22 protein-coding genes and 1 pseudogene are annotated in these 19,055 nt (G+C 46.3%); 19 read left to right on the top strand and 4 right to left on the bottom strand.

Annotation, left to right across the window (positions count from 1 at the left end):
• The first annotated feature begins 20 nt into the window (after nt 1–20).
• The 7 genes from VIC_RS01225 (at nt 21) to VIC_RS01195 (ending at nt 6,793) form a co-directional block, all read left to right on the top strand.
• Nucleotides 21–1,247, top strand: a complete 1,227-nt coding sequence (locus VIC_RS01225; RefSeq protein WP_006957321.1) for an EAL and HDOD domain-containing protein — start codon at nt 21–23, stop codon at nt 1,245–1,247.
• Nucleotides 1,248–1,354: 107 nt separating this feature from the next.
• Entirely contained in the window at nt 1,355–1,696 is a 342-nt protein-coding gene (locus tag VIC_RS01220) for a metalloregulator ArsR/SmtB family transcription factor (RefSeq protein WP_019274050.1), read from the top strand.
• A gap of 23 nt (nt 1,697–1,719) precedes the next feature.
• Entirely contained in the window at nt 1,720–2,721 is a 1,002-nt protein-coding gene (locus tag VIC_RS01215; RefSeq protein ID WP_039951120.1) for an ArsJ-associated glyceraldehyde-3-phosphate dehydrogenase, read from the top strand.
• 12 nt (nt 2,722–2,733) lie between these two features.
• Nucleotides 2,734–3,225 carry a cyclin-dependent kinase inhibitor 3 family protein gene (locus VIC_RS01210; RefSeq protein ID WP_006957318.1) on the top strand — a complete coding sequence of 164 codons (492 nt, stop codon included), beginning with the start codon at nt 2,734–2,736 and terminating at the stop codon, nt 3,223–3,225.
• 74 nt (nt 3,226–3,299) lie between these two features.
• Nucleotides 3,300–4,520, top strand: coding sequence for an organoarsenical effux MFS transporter ArsJ (gene arsJ, locus VIC_RS01205; RefSeq protein ID WP_006957317.1), 1,221 nt, complete (start codon nt 3,300–3,302; stop codon nt 4,518–4,520).
• 100 nt (nt 4,521–4,620) lie between these two features.
• Nucleotides 4,621–5,634: an acyltransferase gene (locus VIC_RS01200; protein WP_039951134.1), complete on the top strand. Its 1,014-nt coding sequence runs from the start codon at nt 4,621–4,623 to the stop codon at nt 5,632–5,634.
• A 181-nt stretch (nt 5,635–5,815) separates the two neighbouring features.
• Complete coding sequence (locus VIC_RS01195; protein ID WP_039951119.1) at nt 5,816–6,793, top strand: amidohydrolase family protein; 978 nt, start codon at nt 5,816–5,818, stop codon at nt 6,791–6,793.
• Between the two features lies 1 nt (nt 6,794).
• Here VIC_RS01195 and VIC_RS01190 read toward each other — a convergent pair whose 3' ends face one another.
• Complete coding sequence (locus VIC_RS01190; RefSeq protein ID WP_006957313.1) at nt 6,795–7,124, bottom strand: DUF2500 domain-containing protein; 330 nt, start codon at nt 7,122–7,124, stop codon at nt 6,795–6,797.
• Between the two features lie 308 nt (nt 7,125–7,432).
• Here VIC_RS01190 and VIC_RS01185 point away from each other — a divergent pair, with 308 nt between their 5' ends.
• The 4 genes from VIC_RS01185 to VIC_RS01170 all read left to right on the top strand — a co-directional run bounded on the left by VIC_RS01185 (nt 7,433) and on the right by VIC_RS01170 (nt 10,349).
• On the top strand, nt 7,433–7,798 hold the full coding sequence (locus VIC_RS01185; RefSeq protein ID WP_006957312.1) for a hypothetical protein: 366 nt from the start codon (nt 7,433–7,435) through the stop codon (nt 7,796–7,798).
• Between the two features lie 941 nt (nt 7,799–8,739).
• A complete protein-coding gene (locus tag VIC_RS01180; RefSeq protein WP_006957311.1) occupies nt 8,740–9,363 on the top strand; it encodes a lysoplasmalogenase in 624 nt (207 codons plus the stop codon).
• 64 nt (nt 9,364–9,427) lie between these two features.
• A complete protein-coding gene (locus VIC_RS01175; RefSeq protein WP_039951115.1) occupies nt 9,428–9,664 on the top strand; it encodes a YecH family metal-binding protein in 237 nt (78 codons plus the stop codon).
• Nucleotides 9,665–9,764: 100 nt separating this feature from the next.
• The gene (locus VIC_RS01170; protein ID WP_006957309.1) at nt 9,765–10,349 is read left to right on the top strand and encodes a YhgN family NAAT transporter; all 585 of its coding nucleotides are present in this window, start codon (nt 9,765–9,767) and stop codon (nt 10,347–10,349) included.
• Nucleotides 10,350–10,405: 56 nt separating this feature from the next.
• On the opposite strand, the gene VIC_RS01165 is transcribed toward VIC_RS01170, so the two are convergent.
• Complete coding sequence (locus tag VIC_RS01165) at nt 10,406–10,672, bottom strand: DUF1145 domain-containing protein (protein ID WP_006957308.1); 267 nt, start codon at nt 10,670–10,672, stop codon at nt 10,406–10,408.
• 12 nt (nt 10,673–10,684) lie between these two features.
• Complete coding sequence (gene rsmD / locus VIC_RS01160) at nt 10,685–11,284, bottom strand: 16S rRNA (guanine(966)-N(2))-methyltransferase RsmD (RefSeq protein WP_006957307.1); 600 nt, start codon at nt 11,282–11,284, stop codon at nt 10,685–10,687.
• A gap of 209 nt (nt 11,285–11,493) precedes the next feature.
• On the opposite strand from rsmD, the gene ftsY reads away from it, so the two are divergent.
• From ftsY to glpG, 6 genes and pseudogenes are all read left to right on the top strand, one after another.
• Nucleotides 11,494–12,729, top strand: coding sequence for a signal recognition particle-docking protein FtsY (ftsY, locus tag VIC_RS01155; protein ID WP_006957306.1), 1,236 nt, complete (start codon nt 11,494–11,496; stop codon nt 12,727–12,729).
• A gap of 27 nt (nt 12,730–12,756) precedes the next feature.
• The gene (ftsE, locus tag VIC_RS01150) at nt 12,757–13,431 is read left to right on the top strand and encodes a cell division ATP-binding protein FtsE (protein WP_006957305.1); all 675 of its coding nucleotides are present in this window, start codon (nt 12,757–12,759) and stop codon (nt 13,429–13,431) included.
• Nucleotides 13,421–14,388: pseudogene (gene ftsX / locus VIC_RS01145) on the top strand (permease-like cell division protein FtsX). Before ftsE ends, ftsX begins: the two are co-directional and overlap by 11 nt.
• Before the next feature lie 170 nt (nt 14,389–14,558).
• Nucleotides 14,559–15,416 (top strand): RNA polymerase sigma factor RpoH, encoded by an 858-nt coding sequence (gene rpoH / locus VIC_RS01140; RefSeq protein WP_006957304.1) that lies wholly within the window; start codon nt 14,559–14,561, stop codon nt 15,414–15,416.
• 415 nt (nt 15,417–15,831) lie between these two features.
• On the top strand, nt 15,832–16,158 hold the full coding sequence (gene glpE, locus VIC_RS01135) for a thiosulfate sulfurtransferase GlpE (RefSeq protein ID WP_006957303.1): 327 nt from the start codon (nt 15,832–15,834) through the stop codon (nt 16,156–16,158).
• Between the two features lie 8 nt (nt 16,159–16,166).
• Nucleotides 16,167–16,997 carry a rhomboid family intramembrane serine protease GlpG gene (glpG, locus tag VIC_RS01130; protein WP_006957302.1) on the top strand — a complete coding sequence of 277 codons (831 nt, stop codon included), beginning with the start codon at nt 16,167–16,169 and terminating at the stop codon, nt 16,995–16,997.
• Between the two features lie 36 nt (nt 16,998–17,033).
• Here the strand turns inward: glpG and VIC_RS01125 are convergent, their stop codons facing one another.
• A complete protein-coding gene (locus tag VIC_RS01125) occupies nt 17,034–17,441 on the bottom strand; it encodes a flagellar basal body-associated protein FliL (protein ID WP_006957301.1) in 408 nt (135 codons plus the stop codon).
• Nucleotides 17,442–17,606: 165 nt separating this feature from the next.
• Here VIC_RS01125 and VIC_RS01120 point away from each other — a divergent pair, with 165 nt between their 5' ends.
• Together VIC_RS01120 and ubiA are read left to right on the top strand one after the other, a co-directional pair.
• Nucleotides 17,607–18,146 (top strand): chorismate lyase, encoded by a 540-nt coding sequence (locus VIC_RS01120; protein WP_006957300.1) that lies wholly within the window; start codon nt 17,607–17,609, stop codon nt 18,144–18,146.
• Nucleotides 18,147–19,001 (top strand): 4-hydroxybenzoate octaprenyltransferase, encoded by an 855-nt coding sequence (gene ubiA, locus VIC_RS01115; protein ID WP_006957299.1) that lies wholly within the window; start codon nt 18,147–18,149, stop codon nt 18,999–19,001.
• Nucleotides 19,002–19,055 lie beyond the last annotated feature (54 nt).

The raw sequence follows: 19,055 nt of genomic DNA, 5'->3' as shown, positions 1-19,055 counted from the left end.
ATTTCAAGGTGTAGCAGTCAATGCGCGATACCTATGTGGCTCGCCAGCCCATTTTTAACGCCAAAAGACAAACGCTCGGGTATGAATTATTGTTCCGTGACGGAGAAAACAATGCATACCCAGCTCATGTCGATTCCAACCGTGCAACGTATCGTTTAATTGTCGAGAACTTCCTGTCTCTGGGCACTAATCCTGCTTTTGCACAATCGCGCAGCTTCATTAACTTTCCGTATAAAAGCCTTATTCGTCGCTTACCTCTGTCGCTGCCCAGAGAGCAGATAGTCATTGAAGTACTGGAAACTTGTCCACCGACGGACGAGCTATATGAAGCGATAAAAGAGCTCAATGCAGCAGGTTACCTGATTGCACTAGATGACTTTGTTTATAGCCCTGAGTGGGAACGCTTCTTACCATTTGTTCAGATCATCAAGCTCGATATTATGGCTATGGGGCTCGACGCGGCGTGCGAGTTTGTTCAAGAGCGGAAGTCACGTGGGATCCGACGTAAGTTTCTTGCTGAACGAGTTGAAACCGAAGAAGAATTCTTAACTGCGCGTTCGGCGGGTTTTTCGTTCTTCCAAGGCTTCTTTTTCAGTAAGCCCGAAGTGATTCGTCAGCAGTACATTAGCCCTGAACAGGTGATTGCGATGGAGTTGCTTCGTGAAGTATGTCAGACCAATGTCGACTTCGAGAAGGTTGAAGCCATAGTGGCCAAAGACGTTGCGCTGTCATACAAATTGCTCCGCTTTGTAAACACCATGTCGGAGAGGCTCGAAGTTACCATATCCTCGTTTAGGCAGGCGTTGGTTTATCTTGGTGAAGACAAACTGCGTATCTTCGTTTCACTGGCCGTGGCGTCTTTTATTTCTGCTAAGAAGCCCAAAGAGCTGTACAACCTTTCGTTGCAACGCGCTCAGTTTTGTCAGTTGATGGCGAACGAAAATCCATTCAGCCAGTTCCGTGAACAGGCCTTTCTTATCGGCTTGTTCTCAACTTTGGATGCGTTACTGGATCTCTCGCTTGAAGAGCTGGTAAAGCAGTTGCCACTCAATCAGGCGATTAAGGTCGCATTACTTGAGCGCCAGGGCCCTTATGGCATCTTGCTTGGATTGGAAGAGTGCTATGAACGGGCCGACTGGCAGGGCATGCAGGACGCGTGTCGTCAGTTGAACCTATCCGTAGATGACGTTATGCCGCGCATTTCTGAAGCGCAGCGCTGGAGTCAGGACATCAACCGCCTGGTGTAAGGCGGCTTTCCTCATTTGTGAATCTTTTATGACAGTACCGATAGGGTATTGATCTTCAGTTCGGTTTAAATAAATATATACGCATATCCATATATGAGTATATTTAAATGTTGCCACATCAGTTTTTTAAATTGCTATCTGACGAAACAAGAGTTCGTTGCCTGATGCTGATTGAACGTGAAGAGTGTTTGTCAGTGGGTGAATTGACTGAAGCGCTGCAGGAAAGCCAGCCGAAAATTTCGCGTCATCTGGCTCAGCTGCGCTCGAGTGGTGTGCTGGTTGACGTCCGCCAAGGGCAATGGGTGTTTTATCGTTTGTCGGCGGAATTGCCGGGTTGGATGAAAAAACTGATTGATGATCTTGTCGCGTCAAACTGCCTGAAAACAGAGTACCAACAAGATATAGAAAGACTTCATGCCATTCAGGCTCGTCCTGTTTGCTGCCAGTAATTTGAAATAAGAGAGATAGAAAGATGACAATTAAAGTCGGAATTAACGGTTTTGGTCGTATTGGACGTTTGGCTCTGCGTACGGCGTTTGATTGGGAAGAACTGGAGTTTGTGCAGATCAATGATGTGGCGGGCGATGCAGCAACACTCGCACACCTGCTGGAGTTTGATTCAGTTCAAGGACGCTGGGATCACGAAGTCAAAGCGGAAGGCGATCAAATTCTGATTAACGGTCAGGTTATCAAAACGACGCAAGAGAAAGACATTGATGCCATCGACTGGTCTGGCTGTGATGTTGTGATCGAAGCGACGGGTAAGCACCGTAAAACCTCGATTCTTAACAAGTACCTAGCTCAAGGTGTGAAACGAGTCGTGGTTTCTGCGCCAGTTAAAGAGGAAGGCGTGGCGAACATAGTGGTGGGTGTGAATGATCATATCTTTGACCCAGCAGCACATCAGATTGTTACTGCAGCGTCTTGTACGACTAACTGTATTGCGCCAGTGGTTAAAGTGATTCATGAGAAGTTAGGTATCGCACAGTCTTCTTTTACCACTATCCATGACCTGACCAACACGCAAACTATTCTTGATGCGCCACATAAAGATTTGCGCCGTGCCCGTGCTTGCGGCATGAGCCTTATCCCGACAACGACCGGCAGCGCAACAGCGATTGTCGAAATCTTCCCGGATCTGAAAGGCAAGATTAACGGCCACGCGGTGCGCGTTCCTCTGGCCAACGCGTCACTCACAGACATCATCTTTGATGTGAAACGTGATACTACGGTGGAAGAAGTGAATGCGTTGCTAAAAGAAGCATCACAAGGTGAGCTGAACGGTATCCTTGGTTTTGAAGAGCGTCCGCTGGTATCGATTGATTACAAAGGCGACCAACGTTCAACCATCGTTGATGCTCAATCGACTATGGTGGTAGGTAGCCGCATGGTGAAGATCTACGCTTGGTACGACAACGAAATGGGCTACGCGACGCGTACTGCTGAGTTGGTACGTAAAGTGGGTTTGGCATAAGGAGTAATTGTGATGACACATCCGACTTGGCAATTGGACCTTGAGCAAGGTGCGTTAGTACTTACTCCTTGCCCGGGTACTAAAGGTGTTGATCTGGAAGCTTCGCTTGTGCAGCTAAAAGAGCAAGGTGTTGAAGCGATAGTGACGGCGCTGGATAACATAGAATTAGAGAACAAAGGCGTTGCTCAGCTTGGTGAAGTGACAGAGAAACTAGGCATGCAGTGGTTTCAGATTGAAATTGAAGATGACTGCGCACCGGGTGATGACTTTGGCGTGAAATGGCAGCAAGCCAGCTCTGCTCTGCATCAGGTTGTCGATAATGGCGGTAAAGTGGCGATGCATTGCATGGGCGGGTCAGGTCGTACGGGCCTGTTGGCCGCACATCTGCTGTTAGAAAAACAGTGGCCGTTGAGCGACATTGTCAAAGAGGTGCAGGCGCTACGTCCGGGTGCCTTTACCAAACCTGTTCAGGTCGATTACATCAACGCAGTCGCGGCGAAATAATCCCTTGAGGAGCTTTTGGATCATAGGTGTCCAAAAGCTCTCATCGCTGTACATAAGAGAAAATTGGGTACTCTATGATCGCAAATCTGAGTAAGAGTGTACGTCAATATATGCTGGTGACGTTCAATTACTGGAACTTCACCATTACTGACGGCGCATTGAGAATGCTGGTGGTGCTGTATTTCCATGATCTGGGCTACAGCACGTTAGAAATCGCATCCTTGTTCTTGTTCTACGAGTTCTTTGGCGTGGTAACCAACCTGATTGGTGGTTGGCTTGGAGCTAGGCTTGGCTTAAACAAAACCATGAACCTAGGGCTGGCGATGCAGATAGTGGCACTGGCGATGCTCGCAGTTCCCAATATCTGGCTGACCATACCTTGGGTGATGCTGGCTCAGGCGTTGTCTGGTATTGCCAAAGACCTCAACAAGATGAGTGCCAAAAGTTCCATTAAGGCACTGGTGCCTGATGAGCAGCAAGGTGCCTTGTATAAGTGGGTCGCGATTCTGACGGGGTCGAAAAATGCCCTAAAAGGTGTTGGTTTCTTCATTGGGGGGTTATTGCTGTCTCTGATTGGCTTTAAGTACGCGGTGTTGCTGATGGCGGGTGTGTTAACACTGGTTCTTATCGGCAGCTTAATCGGTCTTGAAAGTGATTTGGGTAAAGCTAAAAACAAGCCTAAATTCAGCCAAATCTTTTCTAAGTCGAGTTCAATCAATATCTTGTCTGCAGCACGTATGTTCCTGTTTGGGGCACGAGATGTTTGGTTTGTTGTCGCTCTACCTATCTATCTGGGCAGTGTGTTTGGCTGGGATCATCTTTGGGTTGGCGGTTTCTTAGCAACTTGGGTGATTGCTTATGGTTTTGTCCAAGGCTTTGCCCCTAAGATCACTGGTAAAGCACAAGGTAAAGTCCCTGACGGCAGTGCAGCACTGATGTGGGCTGGCTTGTTGGCAGTGATCACTGCGGGAATTGCTTACGCAGTGCAAATTGGCTGGCAACCTCAGTTGGTTATCGTAGTTGGACTCTTGATTTTTGGCGCGGTGTTTGCGGTGAATTCGTCCCTGCATTCCTATTTAATCGTCAGCTATGCCAAAGGGGATGGCGTATCACTGGATGTCGGCTTCTACTATATGGCGAATGCCATGGGGCGCTTAATTGGTACAGTGTTGTCAGGTTGGATATTTCAGGTTGCAGGTTTGGCTGCGTGTCTATGGGTTTCCTTTGCATTTCTTGCGCTGACTACCCTGATTTCCATCAAGCTGCCTAAGGTGAGTAATCCCGCAACTGCTTAAATTAAGAACAATTCTATGACTAAAAGTTGACCAAGGTTACACCTTGGTCAACTTTTTTATTGCTACCTTTGCTCAACCAGTGTTGAACAAAGGTAGCGGTATGAGAGATAGAGTGCTGTTTTTTGACTTGTTGCGATGCGTCGCTGCTGTGGCAGTTATTGCGATTCATGTTCTTGCCCCTTATCGTCAGGAACTCGGTAGCATCCCCTTCTCAGAGTGGTCTACCGCGATTGGTTTAAACAGTGCGATACGTTGGGCGGTGCCCGTGTTCACTCTTATTACTGGTGCGCTATTGCTCAGTGATACCCGGCCATTTGATGCCAAATACTATGTCAAACGTCGATTAGGCAAAGTCTTGGTGCCGTTTATTGTTTGGTCGCTGTTCTATGCGTATCTTTCGGGGTGGAGCTTGAACGGTTTTAATCCTGAAGAAACCAAGCAAGTGCTTGCCAATAGTGCTTCTCACGCCACTTATTATCATCTCGGCTTCTTCTACTACTTCATTCCTTTGTATTTCGTCATTCCGTTTTTTCAATATGTGATCAGGCAGTATGGTGATAGCTCGTTGTATTCCTATGTAGTGATTTGGTTGGTGACGACCTTACTGTTTTTAATCGGAATTGATGGGCCTTGGAGTCATCAAATGTGGCTTTACAGCGGCTATTTACCTCTAGGGTACTTGCTGTATAAAAGAGTGCCTCTGACTTCGCCTTATGTCGCCATGTTCACGGTCTTGGGTGTGGCGGCACTTGTCATGACGGGATACGCGGTCATCATCAACAGTGTTGAAGCACAAGAATATACCGTAGGGCGATGGCTGTCGTATAAGACACTCAATGTGGTACTGGCTGCGAGCATGATTTTCATGTTATGTCGTTATGTTGGTGAAAACTTGCCTGATAAGGCCAACAAAGTGATCGGCTTCATTAGCCAACACAGTCTTGGCATTTACATTCTCCATCCGATCTTTCTCTGGCCAATGAAAGAGTATGGCTGGTACCAAGGCCACCCCGCTTGGGTGATTCCTGTGTGGATTGTCTTGAGCGGTTCTGGTGCGCTAGTGATGAGTTGGATGGTGTCTAAATCCCGACGTACTCGCTGGTTGTTGCCTTAGTATTGCTGTCAGCTAGTTGCCATTGATTGGTGCTTGTCTGTGTTTCCAAACCGTAACCGATTAAATTAAAAAGGTTTATGTCTAAAACATGGCATGAATCTGCCTGAATCATCAGGTTAATTGTTATATTGAATACTTAATCGCAGTGAGGTGAGCGGTAATACTCGTTCAGGAAGGGAATATGAACAGAAAATGGTTAGCGAGCTTAATGTTGTCAGTAGCCCCATTTGCCTACGGGTATGACGGCGGTTTTAATGATGCCGAGATCCATTATGTTGATTTTTTTCAGCGCACCGATGGCATCAAATATCTGGTGCATAAGATGGATCAAAGCAACATTGAACATGCGTTTGTTATGGGGCTGCCGATTATGAAAAAGTGGAACGCCCACGATCCTGTCGCACCACGTTATGAATTTGGCGATGACTCACCCGTCTATTACTACTCACGTACTGATGAGATTCTCTACCGAGCGTTGAAAGACTCGCCGCATCAAGATCGACTGTTTCCTTTTATTACTGGCTTTAACCCCACAGATATGTTCGCAGCGGAACAAGTCGAACAGATGATTGAAAGCGACCCCGGTTTCTGGAAAGGAATTGGTGAGATTCTGACGCGTCATGATGGCTTGTCTGCGCTGACGTTAGGCGAACAAGCCAGAGCCAATCATCCTGCTTTGATGAAGGTGTATCAGGTGGCTGCGAAGCACAAAATGCCGGTGATTCTGCATACCAACATCACATCTGAGCGAGAAACGCACCCGTTGTACAAGCATGAACTGGTGGAGGCGCTAGAAGAAAACAGCAAAACCAACTTTATTTGGGCGCATGCGGGGACGAGTTCGACACTGCTACGACGTCAGAATCTGTCGTTTCTCATCGATGAAGTCAGCGAGCTACTGGATGATTACGATAATCTCTATATTTTGGCATCTTGGAGCTTGCGCGATGTGATACTGGCGAGCCCTGAATCAAAGAAAGAGTGGGTGGCGTTGATCAAAGAGTATCCCGATCGTTTCATGATTGGCTCTGATGTTGTAGGTCGCTTTAAAATTACGGGTGAAGTGTTATCTCGTTGGGATGAAGTCTTGGATGCTCTGCCGGATGACGAGGCCGAAAACATGGCGAAAAACAATATGCTCAAGATGGTGAAGCGCTAGATTAGCGCTTCATCGCGAAGTGAAGAAACTTATCACCTTGATAAGTCAGCATGCCTTTGTCTCCAGGATTTAAGGCATGGAAATAATGCACTCCAACCTGAAACTCTCGCTTAGGGCCTAGACGACCTTTCTGCACGTAAATCCAGTATTCCTGCTCATCTTGTCCTGGTTGGGCGTCATGAACATCAATGGCCTGTTTATCAAGAACAGTGACGTCCGCTGTTTGTTCAGGCGCATTTTCTCCCTGAATGTGTCTGCGATAAAGTCGGCTAAATACCCAGCCACTGGCGAGTACAAACACAATAATGACGATGAATAACGTTAATGGCATTGTTGCTCTCCCCAAAAAGCCGATGGGTTATTTTAGTGCTAATTTGGACTCAGGTTGGGGCTTTGAACACAACTGTGAGCCTCTGTTGTTGTCCTTTGTATCATTCTTCGAGACATATCACACGTTAGTGGTGATTTTGTCAGTATGCTGATAAAGCTAGTCATTGATTCCTTTACATTAATTTACTTGCAAAGGACCGTAAAAATGGGGCTAGATAGTAGATAATAAGACGGAATATTATTTACTTATAGTGCTGGCTGGAAGAGGTCAGTCTCTGCCCCTAAACTTACTAGCGATGGAGGGAAGCCATGTCTGATATCGAAAAAGTAGTGACACGGACACGAACAATTGAAAAGCTGCTTCGCACGCAATATCACGCTGAAGGTAAGGGATTACATCAGTTGATCACCAGCTGCGAGGAGCGACTACCGCATGATGTGATTGGTAAGCTGCGCTATATCGCGACCATTCGCAATAAGATAGTTCATGAAGAAGATTACAAGCTGGAAAGTCGTAGTGACTTTCTTTCTGTGTGTGATGAATGTGAAAAAGAGCTCACGCCACGTAGTAGCCGCTTTATCTGGCGAGCGGCGATTACTTTGATGACGCTGATTACATTAGCGGCATTGCTTTTCTATTATGCCCATTGGGATGTTTTGTCTAAGCATTTGTAATAAAAGGCCTAAAACAGACTGTTTTTAAAAAATAGTCAAACTTAGAAATCCGTTGGATTTGTAGACGGGTTTTGTGTGAAAAATCTGCGACATAACAAAAAGGGACGCGAATGCGTCCCTTTTTGCTTTTGTAACTATGGCTTAGTACATCATCGGCAGTGTCATTAGGCCAACAACAACTGCGATCATTACAAGTCCTTGTTTTTGTGAAGAAGTAATCATAACCCTGCTCCTATTCAGTGATGCTTAACTCTATGTAATTTAGAATAGCAGTGTTTTTGTGCTTTGATCAAGTTTTTATTTTCCTAAGCTTTAAAAGTAACGCTGTGTAAGTGCGAAAATGCAGTGTTTAGGATGGTTTTTTGATTGTCTTTCTATGATTTTTGAGTTGATTGGAAACTGTTCTTTTTGTTTGATTTGGTGCTTAACTTATTGTTTTTTAGTGCTTTTAATGGTGTTTGATTGTTGTTAAATTATAGAGATTGTCATTTTGTTTGATTGATTGCTCTCTTGGTGTCAGTGTTGGGCTAAATTGATGGTTATTGGGTTTTGTTTTGGTTTGTTTTACCTAGTTTTTGATTAAAATGGCTGCCGGCTTACCTGACTAAGATTGCATTCTATTGGTTTTGGGAGCTAATGATGAGCTTGACTCGGATTTAACTTGTTGATTTTAATGGTTTTGATGTGACTGTGTGTTCTTGTTTTTATGCTTTTTTGGATCTTGGTTAGCTGGGTCTGGTGAATTTGGATAAAGTCGGCGTTTACGCCAAATTTAGTTGGTGTAAAAGCCTGTGATGAAAGAGAAGGTGCTTTAGCTAGCGCTTTACCGACGCCTTTGTGACTCTGTCAGAAGCCAATCAAGATCCAAGTTTTGCTTTCCATTTCTGGACATCTTTAGCGTCCTGCCTACACTGGCGACTCAGTTTAAAAGAGGTGGACCCATGTGGAGCTGGCTTTCAGTCGCGCTGTCAGGATTTATTAGTATTTCTGCTAACGAAAGCAACCAGAACAAACAAGCGGTCGTGTTTAAAACATTGTCGTTAGGCATGCTTGTCGTCATGCTGTGGAGCCAGAATGGTCTGGTTGGCCTATCGGCCTGGTGGGTCACATTGGGTTTATCGATCTCCATGCTGGCAGACGGTCTTTATATCTATAAACGACAACAAAAGTTGTGCTTTGCCGCATTTGTCGGAGCCCAACTTTGTTACAGCACCTCCTTTTGGCTTCAGCTTTCGGGTGAGATTGTCTGGTGGCTACCTGCAATGCTGTTGGCGATTGGCGTTGTGGTGTTCTTCCTAATGCTGCCCAAAATTGATCGTCTTATCTTCCCAGTGGTGATAATGGGCATGATGTTACTGCAGCTGAACTGGGCGGCGGGTGAAGTGTGGCTTTTGACCGGGACAGTGGAAAGTGTGCTGGGCTTTTTAGGAACGCTGACTCTGACTTTATCGGCAGGCTTGCTTGCGGTGCATGACTACAAACACCCTATTAGCTATGGCCGTTATCTAATTTCTGGCAGTTACCTGCTGGCGCATTCCTTGATTACTGCCTCTTTGATTATCTGAAATCAAAATCTATTCAATAACATCAGGCTATTCTCTCTTCACTGAATTATTCGTGGAGGAAATCATGTCTAACGAAATACACGCACATAACGTTATAAACTTATTGCATGATCGACCAATGACAATGCAGGAGCTGCGAGAGGTTGCCTGCGCTGAGTTTGGCGATGATGCTAAGTTCCATACCTGTAAACTGGATGGGCTGGATTTGGATGCCTTGATGGCGTTTTTTATTGAACGAGAAAAGATCGTTGATGTGAAAGGAAAATGGGCGCTGAACTTAGAACGCGTCTGTAGCCATTAAAAACTCTGCTTTTTGCCTCCAAATTGTCAAACGGTGTTGATATACTTCGCCGACTTTTCGCTCTGTTCATTGAGAACTTTTTGGCTTTGGAGGCTCATTCATGGAAATTCTTTCTGCCGCAACCATGTTGTTTCTTATCATGGATCCGCTTGGCAATCTTCCAATCGTCCTATCGATTCTCAAGCACCTTGACCCGAAACGCAGACGCAAAGTTCTGGTGCGCGAGTTGTGCTTCGCACTGATTATCCTGATGCTGTTCCTGTTTGCAGGTCAGGCGATTCTGAGTTTCCTCCATGTTGAACCTGAAACGTTAAGTATTTCTGGCGGTATTATTCTATTTATTATCGCAATCAAGATGATTTTCCCAAGCGCAGGCAGCATTACTGGACTGGCTGCCGGTGAAGAGCCGTTTATTGTGCCTATGGCCATTCCTATGATTGCCGGACCATCGGTGATTGCGGCTCTATTGCTACTGTCTACACAGCACCCTGATAAGTTACTGGAATTGTCCGGCGCAGTGCTCTTGGCGTGGGGGGCGACCTTCTTTATCCTGATGTTCTATAACTTCTTCCACCGCATCTTAGGTGAACGAGGCTTAAAAGCCATTGAGCGCCTGATGGGGCTGCTGCTAGTGATGATTTCGACTCAGATGTTCCTCAACGGAGTGAAGAGTTATCTAAGCTAAGAAGCAAAAAAACGCCGCTCAAGATGAGCGGCGTTTTACATTGGATAGTGTGGGTTTTACATCATGTACTTGCGACGAATATCGAGCAGGGCGAAGATGCCGAAAATCAGAATCGACCATTTTTCCCAACTGGTCATCTTAATCTTGTCACCAAACGCGCCGATAAAGATGGCTGATTGCAGGCCATGCATGATGAACAGGAAGGCCGTCATGATGTAAAGCGCAATCGCCGCTTTGCCCGGAAAGGGCATAAAGAAGTTCAGGATCAGGATGAACCACACAAAGCCAATCGCGGCTTTGGCAAGAAAAAGTAGAGCTTTCATGAGACTTCCTTTTTAGTCTTGTTGTCTTTCAAATAATCGGTAACTGACTTGGCCTGCCGTTTTTTCTCGGTGTAGGTGCCAGTTGGTTGGAATGCCTTCCAACGCAAGTTCTTTCTCTGTTTCAATGTAAATCATGGCATCTTTGGCCAACCAGCCATTACTTTCCAGCAAAGTGACGGTTTGTTCCAGCAAGCCTTTGCGAAATGGTGGATCGATAAATACCACATGATGCGGTGTTCCTGCCTGTTGAAGAAAGCTCAACGCATCGCTGTTAATCGCGGTAAGGTTATCCGAATTAAGAGCCGCAATGTTTTTTTCTAACTGATTGAATGCATTCGGGTTGAGCTCAATCATGGTGACATTATCAGCCTGACGCGAAGCCGCTTCAAAGCCCAATCCGCCAGAACCGGCAAACAAGTCGAGGCATTTTGCCTGAGGCACATCCTGAGCCAGCCAGTTGAAAAGGGTTTCTTTGACGCGATCCGTTGTCGGGCGTAGCCCTTCTGCATCATGAACAGGCAGTTTTCTTCCTCTCCATAAGCCGCTAATAATTCGAACAAAGCCCGTTGAAGGCTTTTTTTGTGATGTGTTTTGCTGGCGACGCCGTACCATAGATTTTTTGACCGCTAATAAAGTGATACTATACCCAGTCCCTCAGTGAGTTCGTCCTGAGTACAGCCCAAATTTTGTTGATGACAAAGTGTATACCATCGTTATTACGCTGGAAACTTTTCACTCTGTTGTCATTTTTCTTTTCTTTACCGGGACAATGCCCGGCGAAAAGTGTCAGAGTAAATTAAGACAATCTAGGATATCCCCAGATGACGGAAAAAAAGAAGCGCGGATTACTTTCTTGGCTTGGCTTCGGTGATGAGGAGCAACAAGCCAAGCAAGCTGCTGAAGAAACCCAATCGGAAATAGTTGAAGAAGTTGCAGAACAAGCGCAAACCGTTGACGACGTTCAGCCAGAGTCTCAGGCTGACTTAGCAGAAGCAGAAGCAGAAGCAGAAGCAGAAGCAGAAGCAGAAGCAGAAGCAGAAGCAGAAGCAGAAGCAGAAGCAGAAGCAGAAGCAGAAGCAGAAGCAGAAGCAGAACAGCCACAAGAACCTCGTGTGATTGAGCAAGAGAAGCCAACTGAAAGCTTTTTTGCCCGCTTAAAGCATAGCTTAGCGCGTACCAAAGCAAACATAGGCGCTGGCTTCTTTGGCTTGTTTAAAGACAAACAAATTGATGATGAGCTGTTTGAAGAGCTGGAAGAGCAGCTACTGATCGCTGATGTTGGTATGGATACCACGGTGAAAATCATCGACAACCTGACAGAAAAAGCTTCACGTCAGGAATTGAAAGATGGCGAAGCACTGTATGGTCTGTTGAAAGAAGAGATGGCAGGCATTCTCTCGACCGTTGAAAAGCCGCTTGAAATTGATACCAATAAAACCCCTTACGTTATCCTGATGGTTGGCGTGAATGGTGTCGGTAAAACGACAACAATCGGTAAGCTGGCTAAGCAATTCCAATCTCAGGGTAAAAAAGTCATGCTGGCTGCAGGCGATACCTTCCGCGCTGCGGCTGTTGAGCAACTTCAAGTATGGGGTGAGCGCAACCAGGTACCTGTAGTGGCTCAGCATACTGGCGCAGACAGTGCATCGGTTATTTATGACGCCATTGAGTCTGCAAAAGCCAAAGGTGTTGATGTGGTGATTGCCGATACTGCGGGTCGTCTACAAAATAAAGCCAATCTGATGGAAGAGCTACGTAAGATCGTCCGAGTGATGAAGAAGGTCGATGACTCTGCACCGCATGAAATCATGCTGACATTGGACGCGGGTACGGGCCAGAATGCTATTAGTCAGGCAAAGCTGTTCAGTGATGTTGCACCGCTAACCGGCATTACCCTCACTAAATTAGATGGTACCGCGAAAGGTGGGGTTATCTTTGCGTTGGCCGATCAGTTCCAGATTCCTATCCGCTATATTGGTGTGGGTGAAGGCATTGATGATCTACGCCCATTTGAAACTCAGGAATTTATTGACGCATTATTCAGCCGCGAAGACTAATCAGTAGCTCAGTAAGAGGAACGACGAGTGATAAAGTTTCAGCAAGTAAGTAAAGCGTATCGCGGAGGCAGACAAGCGCTGCAAAAGGTGGATTTCCACCTACGCCGCGGAGAAATGGCTTTTCTCGGTGGCCACTCCGGCGCTGGAAAAAGCACTTTGCTCAAGTTGATTTGTGCCATTGAGCGCCCAACGGACGGAAAAATCAGCTTTAATGATCACGATATCACTCGTATTCCCAATAAAGACATCCCGTTCTTGCGTCGAAACATCGGCATTGTCTTTCAGGACCACCGCTTACTGATGGATCGCTCGGTGTTTGATAACGTCGCATTGCCGATGCGTATCGAATCTATCTCTGAGAGTGAGATTAAACGTCGTGTGTCCGCAGCACTGGATAAAACGGATTTACTGGATAAGGCCAAATGCTTACCCAGTCAGCTGTCTGGCGGTGAACAGCAGCGCGTCGGTATTGCTCGTGCAGTGGTTAATCGCCCAACCTTGCTGTTGGCGGACGAACCGACGGGCAACTTAGATCCCGAACTATCCAACCGAGTCGTTAAGCTTTTTGAAGAGTTTAACCGCGCTGGAGTGACCATTCTGCTGGCGACGCACGATATTGGTCTGGTCAACACACGACCACAATATCGCCATCTTGAACTGAACCAAGGTTTCCTGAGTGAGGTAGAAGATTATGGCTGCTAATGTGCGCAACAAAAAATCGGCTAAAGGACGCCCGAAAAACCGTGTAAAGCGTGACAGCTTCTTTACCGTTCATTTCAAGCAGGCCAGAGCGTCTTTTGCTGTGATGTGGTCTCGACCTCTGGGTAACATTCTTACGTTGGCGGTGATTTCGATGGCATTAGCCATGCCCGCGGCGTTGTACCTTTTGGGTAAAAATCTTGCAGCGGCTTCAAGCGATGTAACCAGTCCATCGAAAGTGAGTGGCTACATACAAGAACAAACGCCAGAAGCTCGCATTATGGTGTTGAAAGACCAACTGGAAAGTATGGAAGAAGTGGCCAAGGTTGAGTATATCTCGCCACAACAAGGTCTTGATGATCTGAGCCAGTACTCTGGATTTGACCATGCGATTTCTTTGCTGGATGACTACGCGCTACCCGGTGTGCTTATCGTCACGCCAAGCGTTGAAGATAAAACAAAGATCAAACAGTTGGCGGCAACATTAGCGGCTGAAGAAGAAGTGACGGATGTTCGCCTTGACGAAGATTGGCTGACGCGTCTTGATGCGATCAAGAATCTGGTCGGGGGCATAGTGATCACCTTGTCTGTTTTGATGCTAGGTTCGGTATTTTTGATTGTCGGTAATACCCTGCGTTTCAATGTCCTTGCCAATAAAGAAGAAATTCAGACTATGAAGCTGATAGGGGCAACCAACAGCTTTATTCTCCGACCGTACTTGTACTCAGGGATGTGGTTTGGTCTGTTGGGAGCACTTACTGCCTGGATCATGACGGCGATTATCACTGTGGTACTGAACAGCAGCGTAGAGCAGTGGCTCTGCTGTACGATAGTCGTTTCCGCCTGATTGGACTAAGCTGGGATGAAAGCTTGTTATTATTGATGCTTGGCACCTTCTTAGGATGCTTGGCAGCGAAAGTTTCAGCACAGCGTCATTTGAAAGAAATTGAACCTGTATAAATAGTTGTTGTCCTAATTATTTGAAAAAGTACACGCTACCGTGTACTTTTTTACTTGTATAGACGAAAGGTTTATGCATAATAACTTTCCCCCGCTTGAATCTTGTTCATTTTAGGTTCAAGATTGATGGGCTAAAACCTACTCCAGATCAGAAATTGATGAGGAATTGAATGACTAACCAAGCGTATCCAATGGCTGTAGTTACACAAGATAGCTTAGATAGCTATATCCGCACAGTGAACGGCTATCCAATGCTGACCGCTGAAGAGGAGCGTGGACTGGCTGAGCGACTACACTACAACGGCGAAATTGAAGCGGCAAAAGGCCTGATTCTTTCGCACCTGCGTTTTGTGGTGCACGTAGCTCGTGGTTACTCTGGCTATGGCTTGCCAATGGCAGACTTAGTACAGGAAGGCAACATCGGCCTGATGAAAGCAGTAAAACGCTTTAATCCGGAAGTCGGTGTGCGTTTGGTGTCGTTTGCTGTGCACTGGATTAAGGCTGAAATTCACGAATACGTATTACGCAACTGGCGTATTGTGAAAATTGCGACCACTAAGGCTCAGCGCAAATTGTTCTTCAATCTGCGTAAATCGAAGAAGCGCCTTGGCTGGTTTAACAACGGTGAAGTTGAAACTGTTGCGAGAGAGTTGGGTGTTGAGCCATCTGAAGTGCGTGAGATGGAATCTCGTCTTGCAGCTCAGGATGCGGCATTTGAAATGCAGAACGATGATGACGATTCAGGTGTTTCTTACACAGCGCCAATGCTGTACTTAGAAGATAAAGCCTCGGATGTTGCCGACAATGTCGAAGCGGCCAACTGGGAAGCGCACACGAACAACCGCTTAAGCTTAGCCTTGTCGAGTCTAGATGAGCGTAGTCAGCATATTGTCCGTTCACGATGGCTTGAAGACAATAAGTCGACGTTACAGGAATTGGCGGAAACCTACAGTGTGTCTGCTGAACGTATTCGTCAGCTTGAAAAAAATGCCATGAAGAAGTTAAAGGCTGCCGTCGGCGACTTCTAATTCTCATCGCGATCGAATTTAAAAACCGAGATCATTTGATCTCGGTTTTTTCGTTTTATCGATCCAATAATACCTTGAGGCCTAGACTTTTGTGGATCGAATTTTGCCAAGCAGCCTGTGGGTAACTCTGTGGTAAATTTCTTCGCTATATGTCAGAAAGGCGGGTGAATAAAGGTATCAGAGGCATTTTTCTCATGGGGATACTTTTACTCTTACACACAAAAAAATAAGAATCATCACTACATATTGTGGATCCAACTTCCTTTGGATACTTTATCAACGTAATCCACAAATTTATCCACAGATGGTGAAGAATTGATCGCAAGTGGATAACCTTACTGCGCAGGTGTACTTGTTGACCACTGGATAGGTTACAATGACGCCCAACTCCCTATTCCTATTTAAGAGACAGTAAATGGACCAGTTTCAACACATTGATGTAGCAGGTGCACAGGCCTTACTTGAACAAGGTGACGCTCGTTTAGTCGACATTCGTGATCCACAATCTTTCGCCGTTGCTCATCCAGAAGCCGCCTTTCATCTGACGAACGACACTATTACTAAGTTTATGGATGAGGTGGAATTTGAACAGCCGGTACTGGTGATGTGTTACCACGGTATTAGTAGCCAAGGGGCGGCACAATATTTGGTTAACCAAGGCTTTGAGCAGGTGTATAGTGTTGATGGGGGCTTTGAAGCCTGGCAACGTGCTCAGTTGCCTGTTGAATCCAACCTGCCATAGGAACCGCTATGATAAGACTGATCTCGATTTCCAATCCGCGCATGGCGCAAGCGTTTATCGACTATATGGCATCACGTCGTATTGATATAAAGATGATGCCGGAAGGAAGTGGTCAGTTTGCATTGTGGCTTGCCGATTCTCAGCATCAGATTGAAGCAGAAGCAGAGCTGCAACATTTTCTCGACAATCCCAGCGACGCTAAATACCAAGCTGCGTCATGGGACATGGCTGAAAGTCGAACCAGCCAGTTTAGTTATCAGTCTCCCAGTATGTTAGCAATGGTGAAGGCCAAAGCTGGTCCTGTGACGTTAGCTGTGATGTTGGTGTGCATCGTCATCTTTGCCTTGCAGCAGTTTGGTGCAGGCCAGGCGGTTTTCTCAGCCTTGCACTTTCCCGCGCTCGCCGGACAAGAGTGGCAGTTGTGGCGCTGGGTCAGTCATGCGGTTCTGCACTTCTCGGTCGTGCACATTGCGTTTAACTTGTTGTGGTGGTGGCAACTAGGGGGAGACATTGAGCAGCGATTGGGTGCGAAAAAACTCCTTCAGTTGTTTGTTGTGTCAGCGGCATTGTCAGGTGCAGGCCAATACTGGGTAGAAGGGGCCAACTTCGGTGGCTTATCTGGTGTGGTGTATGCGTTGGTCGGCTACTTATGGATGCTGGGATACAAAGCACCACAGCTCGGGCTCAATATGCCAAAGCCTATCATAGGTTTTATGTTGGTCTGGCTGGTATTAGGATTTGTCCAACCCTTTATGGCGATCGCCAACACGGCCCATCTGGTTGGTTTGATTTCCGGTGTCGTATTTGGCTTAGTGGATGCCAGCCGGGCAAAGAAATAAAAAAAGCGGCTGAAGCCGCTTTTTTGCAAAATGTGGTTACTGGTAGAGGTATTTGGTAAACAGCAAATCGGCAATGATCGTTCGGCCTGTTTCTGGCAGCAAAATCGAGTTCAATTGCTCAACGAGGTTTTTGCGCAAATCTTCGCGGCCTGCTAAGGACGTGATCGTATCCGAGGATTGTTTACCCAGCAGCTCAATCACTGCATCGCGGATGAGTGGTTGATGCAACTCGATGATCGCCAGATCAGTCTCATTCGCCACCATAATATCAATACGTACCTGAATGTAACCGAGCTGTTTGCCTTTGGTATAAAAATTTGTTGTCAGATCCGGCTCTAGGGTAAAGTAGGCCAACTTAGGCTCGCCGCCTTCTTCGGCGATAGATGAGAGACTAACCAAGACGCTCAAAGCGACAAATATTTGGACTAAGTAACGTTTAATCATATTTCTGTCTTTTCTTTCTTCTAATCACGATACTCGAATCGTCTGAGTCTTGTTACAATAGAGCATCTATTTGTAATAATTATGCGTTAAGCACTCGATGGGGTGGTTAACAACTAAGATCGAAGCTTTATTGTACGACGATAAAGCTACTTATTGAATACTAGTATGAATCAATTTACTTCGCTTTATTTATCTGCTCTTCGCCAAGTCGAATGGCAAGATCCTGATAAGTTTAGCTTTCCTACACAAAATGCGAAAAATTGGTTGTTGGAACAGGGCTCATTGTCACGTTTATTAGAAGCCTACTGCCAGACATTAAGTGTAGATTTGTTGCATAACAAAGTAGTTAAAGCAGAGAAGCTCAATCCGCAGGAAATTGAGCTTCTTGCACAAGAAGAATGCTTGCTGCGCAAAGTCGTCTTGAAAGGGGATGGTAATGCTTGGGTTCTGGGCAGAACCTTAATCCCGCAATCCTCTATGGATGGTCAGCAATTCGATTTGACGCGCCAAGGCGAAATTCCGCTTGGTTTGACGGTGTTTAATGCTGAGAACGTTAAACGCGATGCGCTGCAAGTGGGTTGGGCTGAAACGCCAGACGGTCAGTTCCTTGCTCGCCGTTCTCGTTTATGGATGAATCACAAACCTATGCTGGTGGCAGAGCTGTTTTTGCCAACCGCACCGATGTACTCGAAGGAGAGCGTTTAGATGACTGCGGCAAAAGCTCAGGCTTATTGGCAATTAATGCGCATGGATAAGCCGATTGGTACCTTGCTTTTGTTATGGCCGACTCTGTGGGCTCTGATTATTGCAGCGCAAGGCGTGCCTGATCTGACGGTTTTAGTAGTGTTTATTCTAGGTGTGGTGTTTATGCGCTCTGCGGGTTGCGTGATCAATGATTTCGCAGACCGCAAAGTCGATGGTCATGTCAAGCGCACCAGTCAGCGTCCTTTGCCTTCAGGAAGAGCGACGCCAAAAGAAGCGATTGGGCTTTTTATTGTCTTATCTGTCGCGTCTTTCCTGCTGGTACTGACCATGAACCCACTGACCATCAAACTCTCTTTTGCCGGCCTGTTTCTCGCTTTTATCTACCCATTCATGAAGCGCTACACCCATTTACCGCAACTATTCCTTGGGTTAGCGTTCAGTTGGTCGATTCCAATGGCTTGGGCCGCTCAGGCTAATGAGTTGCCTGCGATGGTGTGGTTTATCTTTGCCATCAACGCACTTTGGACGATTGCTTACGATACTCAGTATGCCATGGTGGATCGCGATGACGACCTCAAAATTGGCATCAAGTCGACAGCCATTCTGTTTGGCCGCTTTGACAAGATGATTATTGGGGCGTTGCAGTTAGTGACGATGGCGATGCTTATTGCTGTTGGGAATTGGTATGAGTTAGGCGCCAGCTATTATTGGAGCCTGCTAATCGCGGGTGCGCTGTTTGTTTTTCAGCATCACCTGATTCGTCATCGAGAACGAGATTTGTGTTTCCGCGCTTTTCTGAATAACAACTATGTCGGGATGGTGATCGCCGCTGGATTGTTGATTGCGTTCTGGTAAGAATTTGAAAAAATAAAAAGGGCATCCAATCGGATGCCCTTTTTGTATCTTGGC

The sequence above is a fragment of the Vibrio coralliilyticus ATCC BAA-450 genome, from assembly GCF_000176135.1.
GTDB classification, from domain to species: domain Bacteria; phylum Pseudomonadota; class Gammaproteobacteria; order Enterobacterales; family Vibrionaceae; genus Vibrio; species Vibrio coralliilyticus.
Note: the sequence above shows the minus strand (reverse complement) of the source record. Positions and strands in the feature narration are given on the sequence as shown.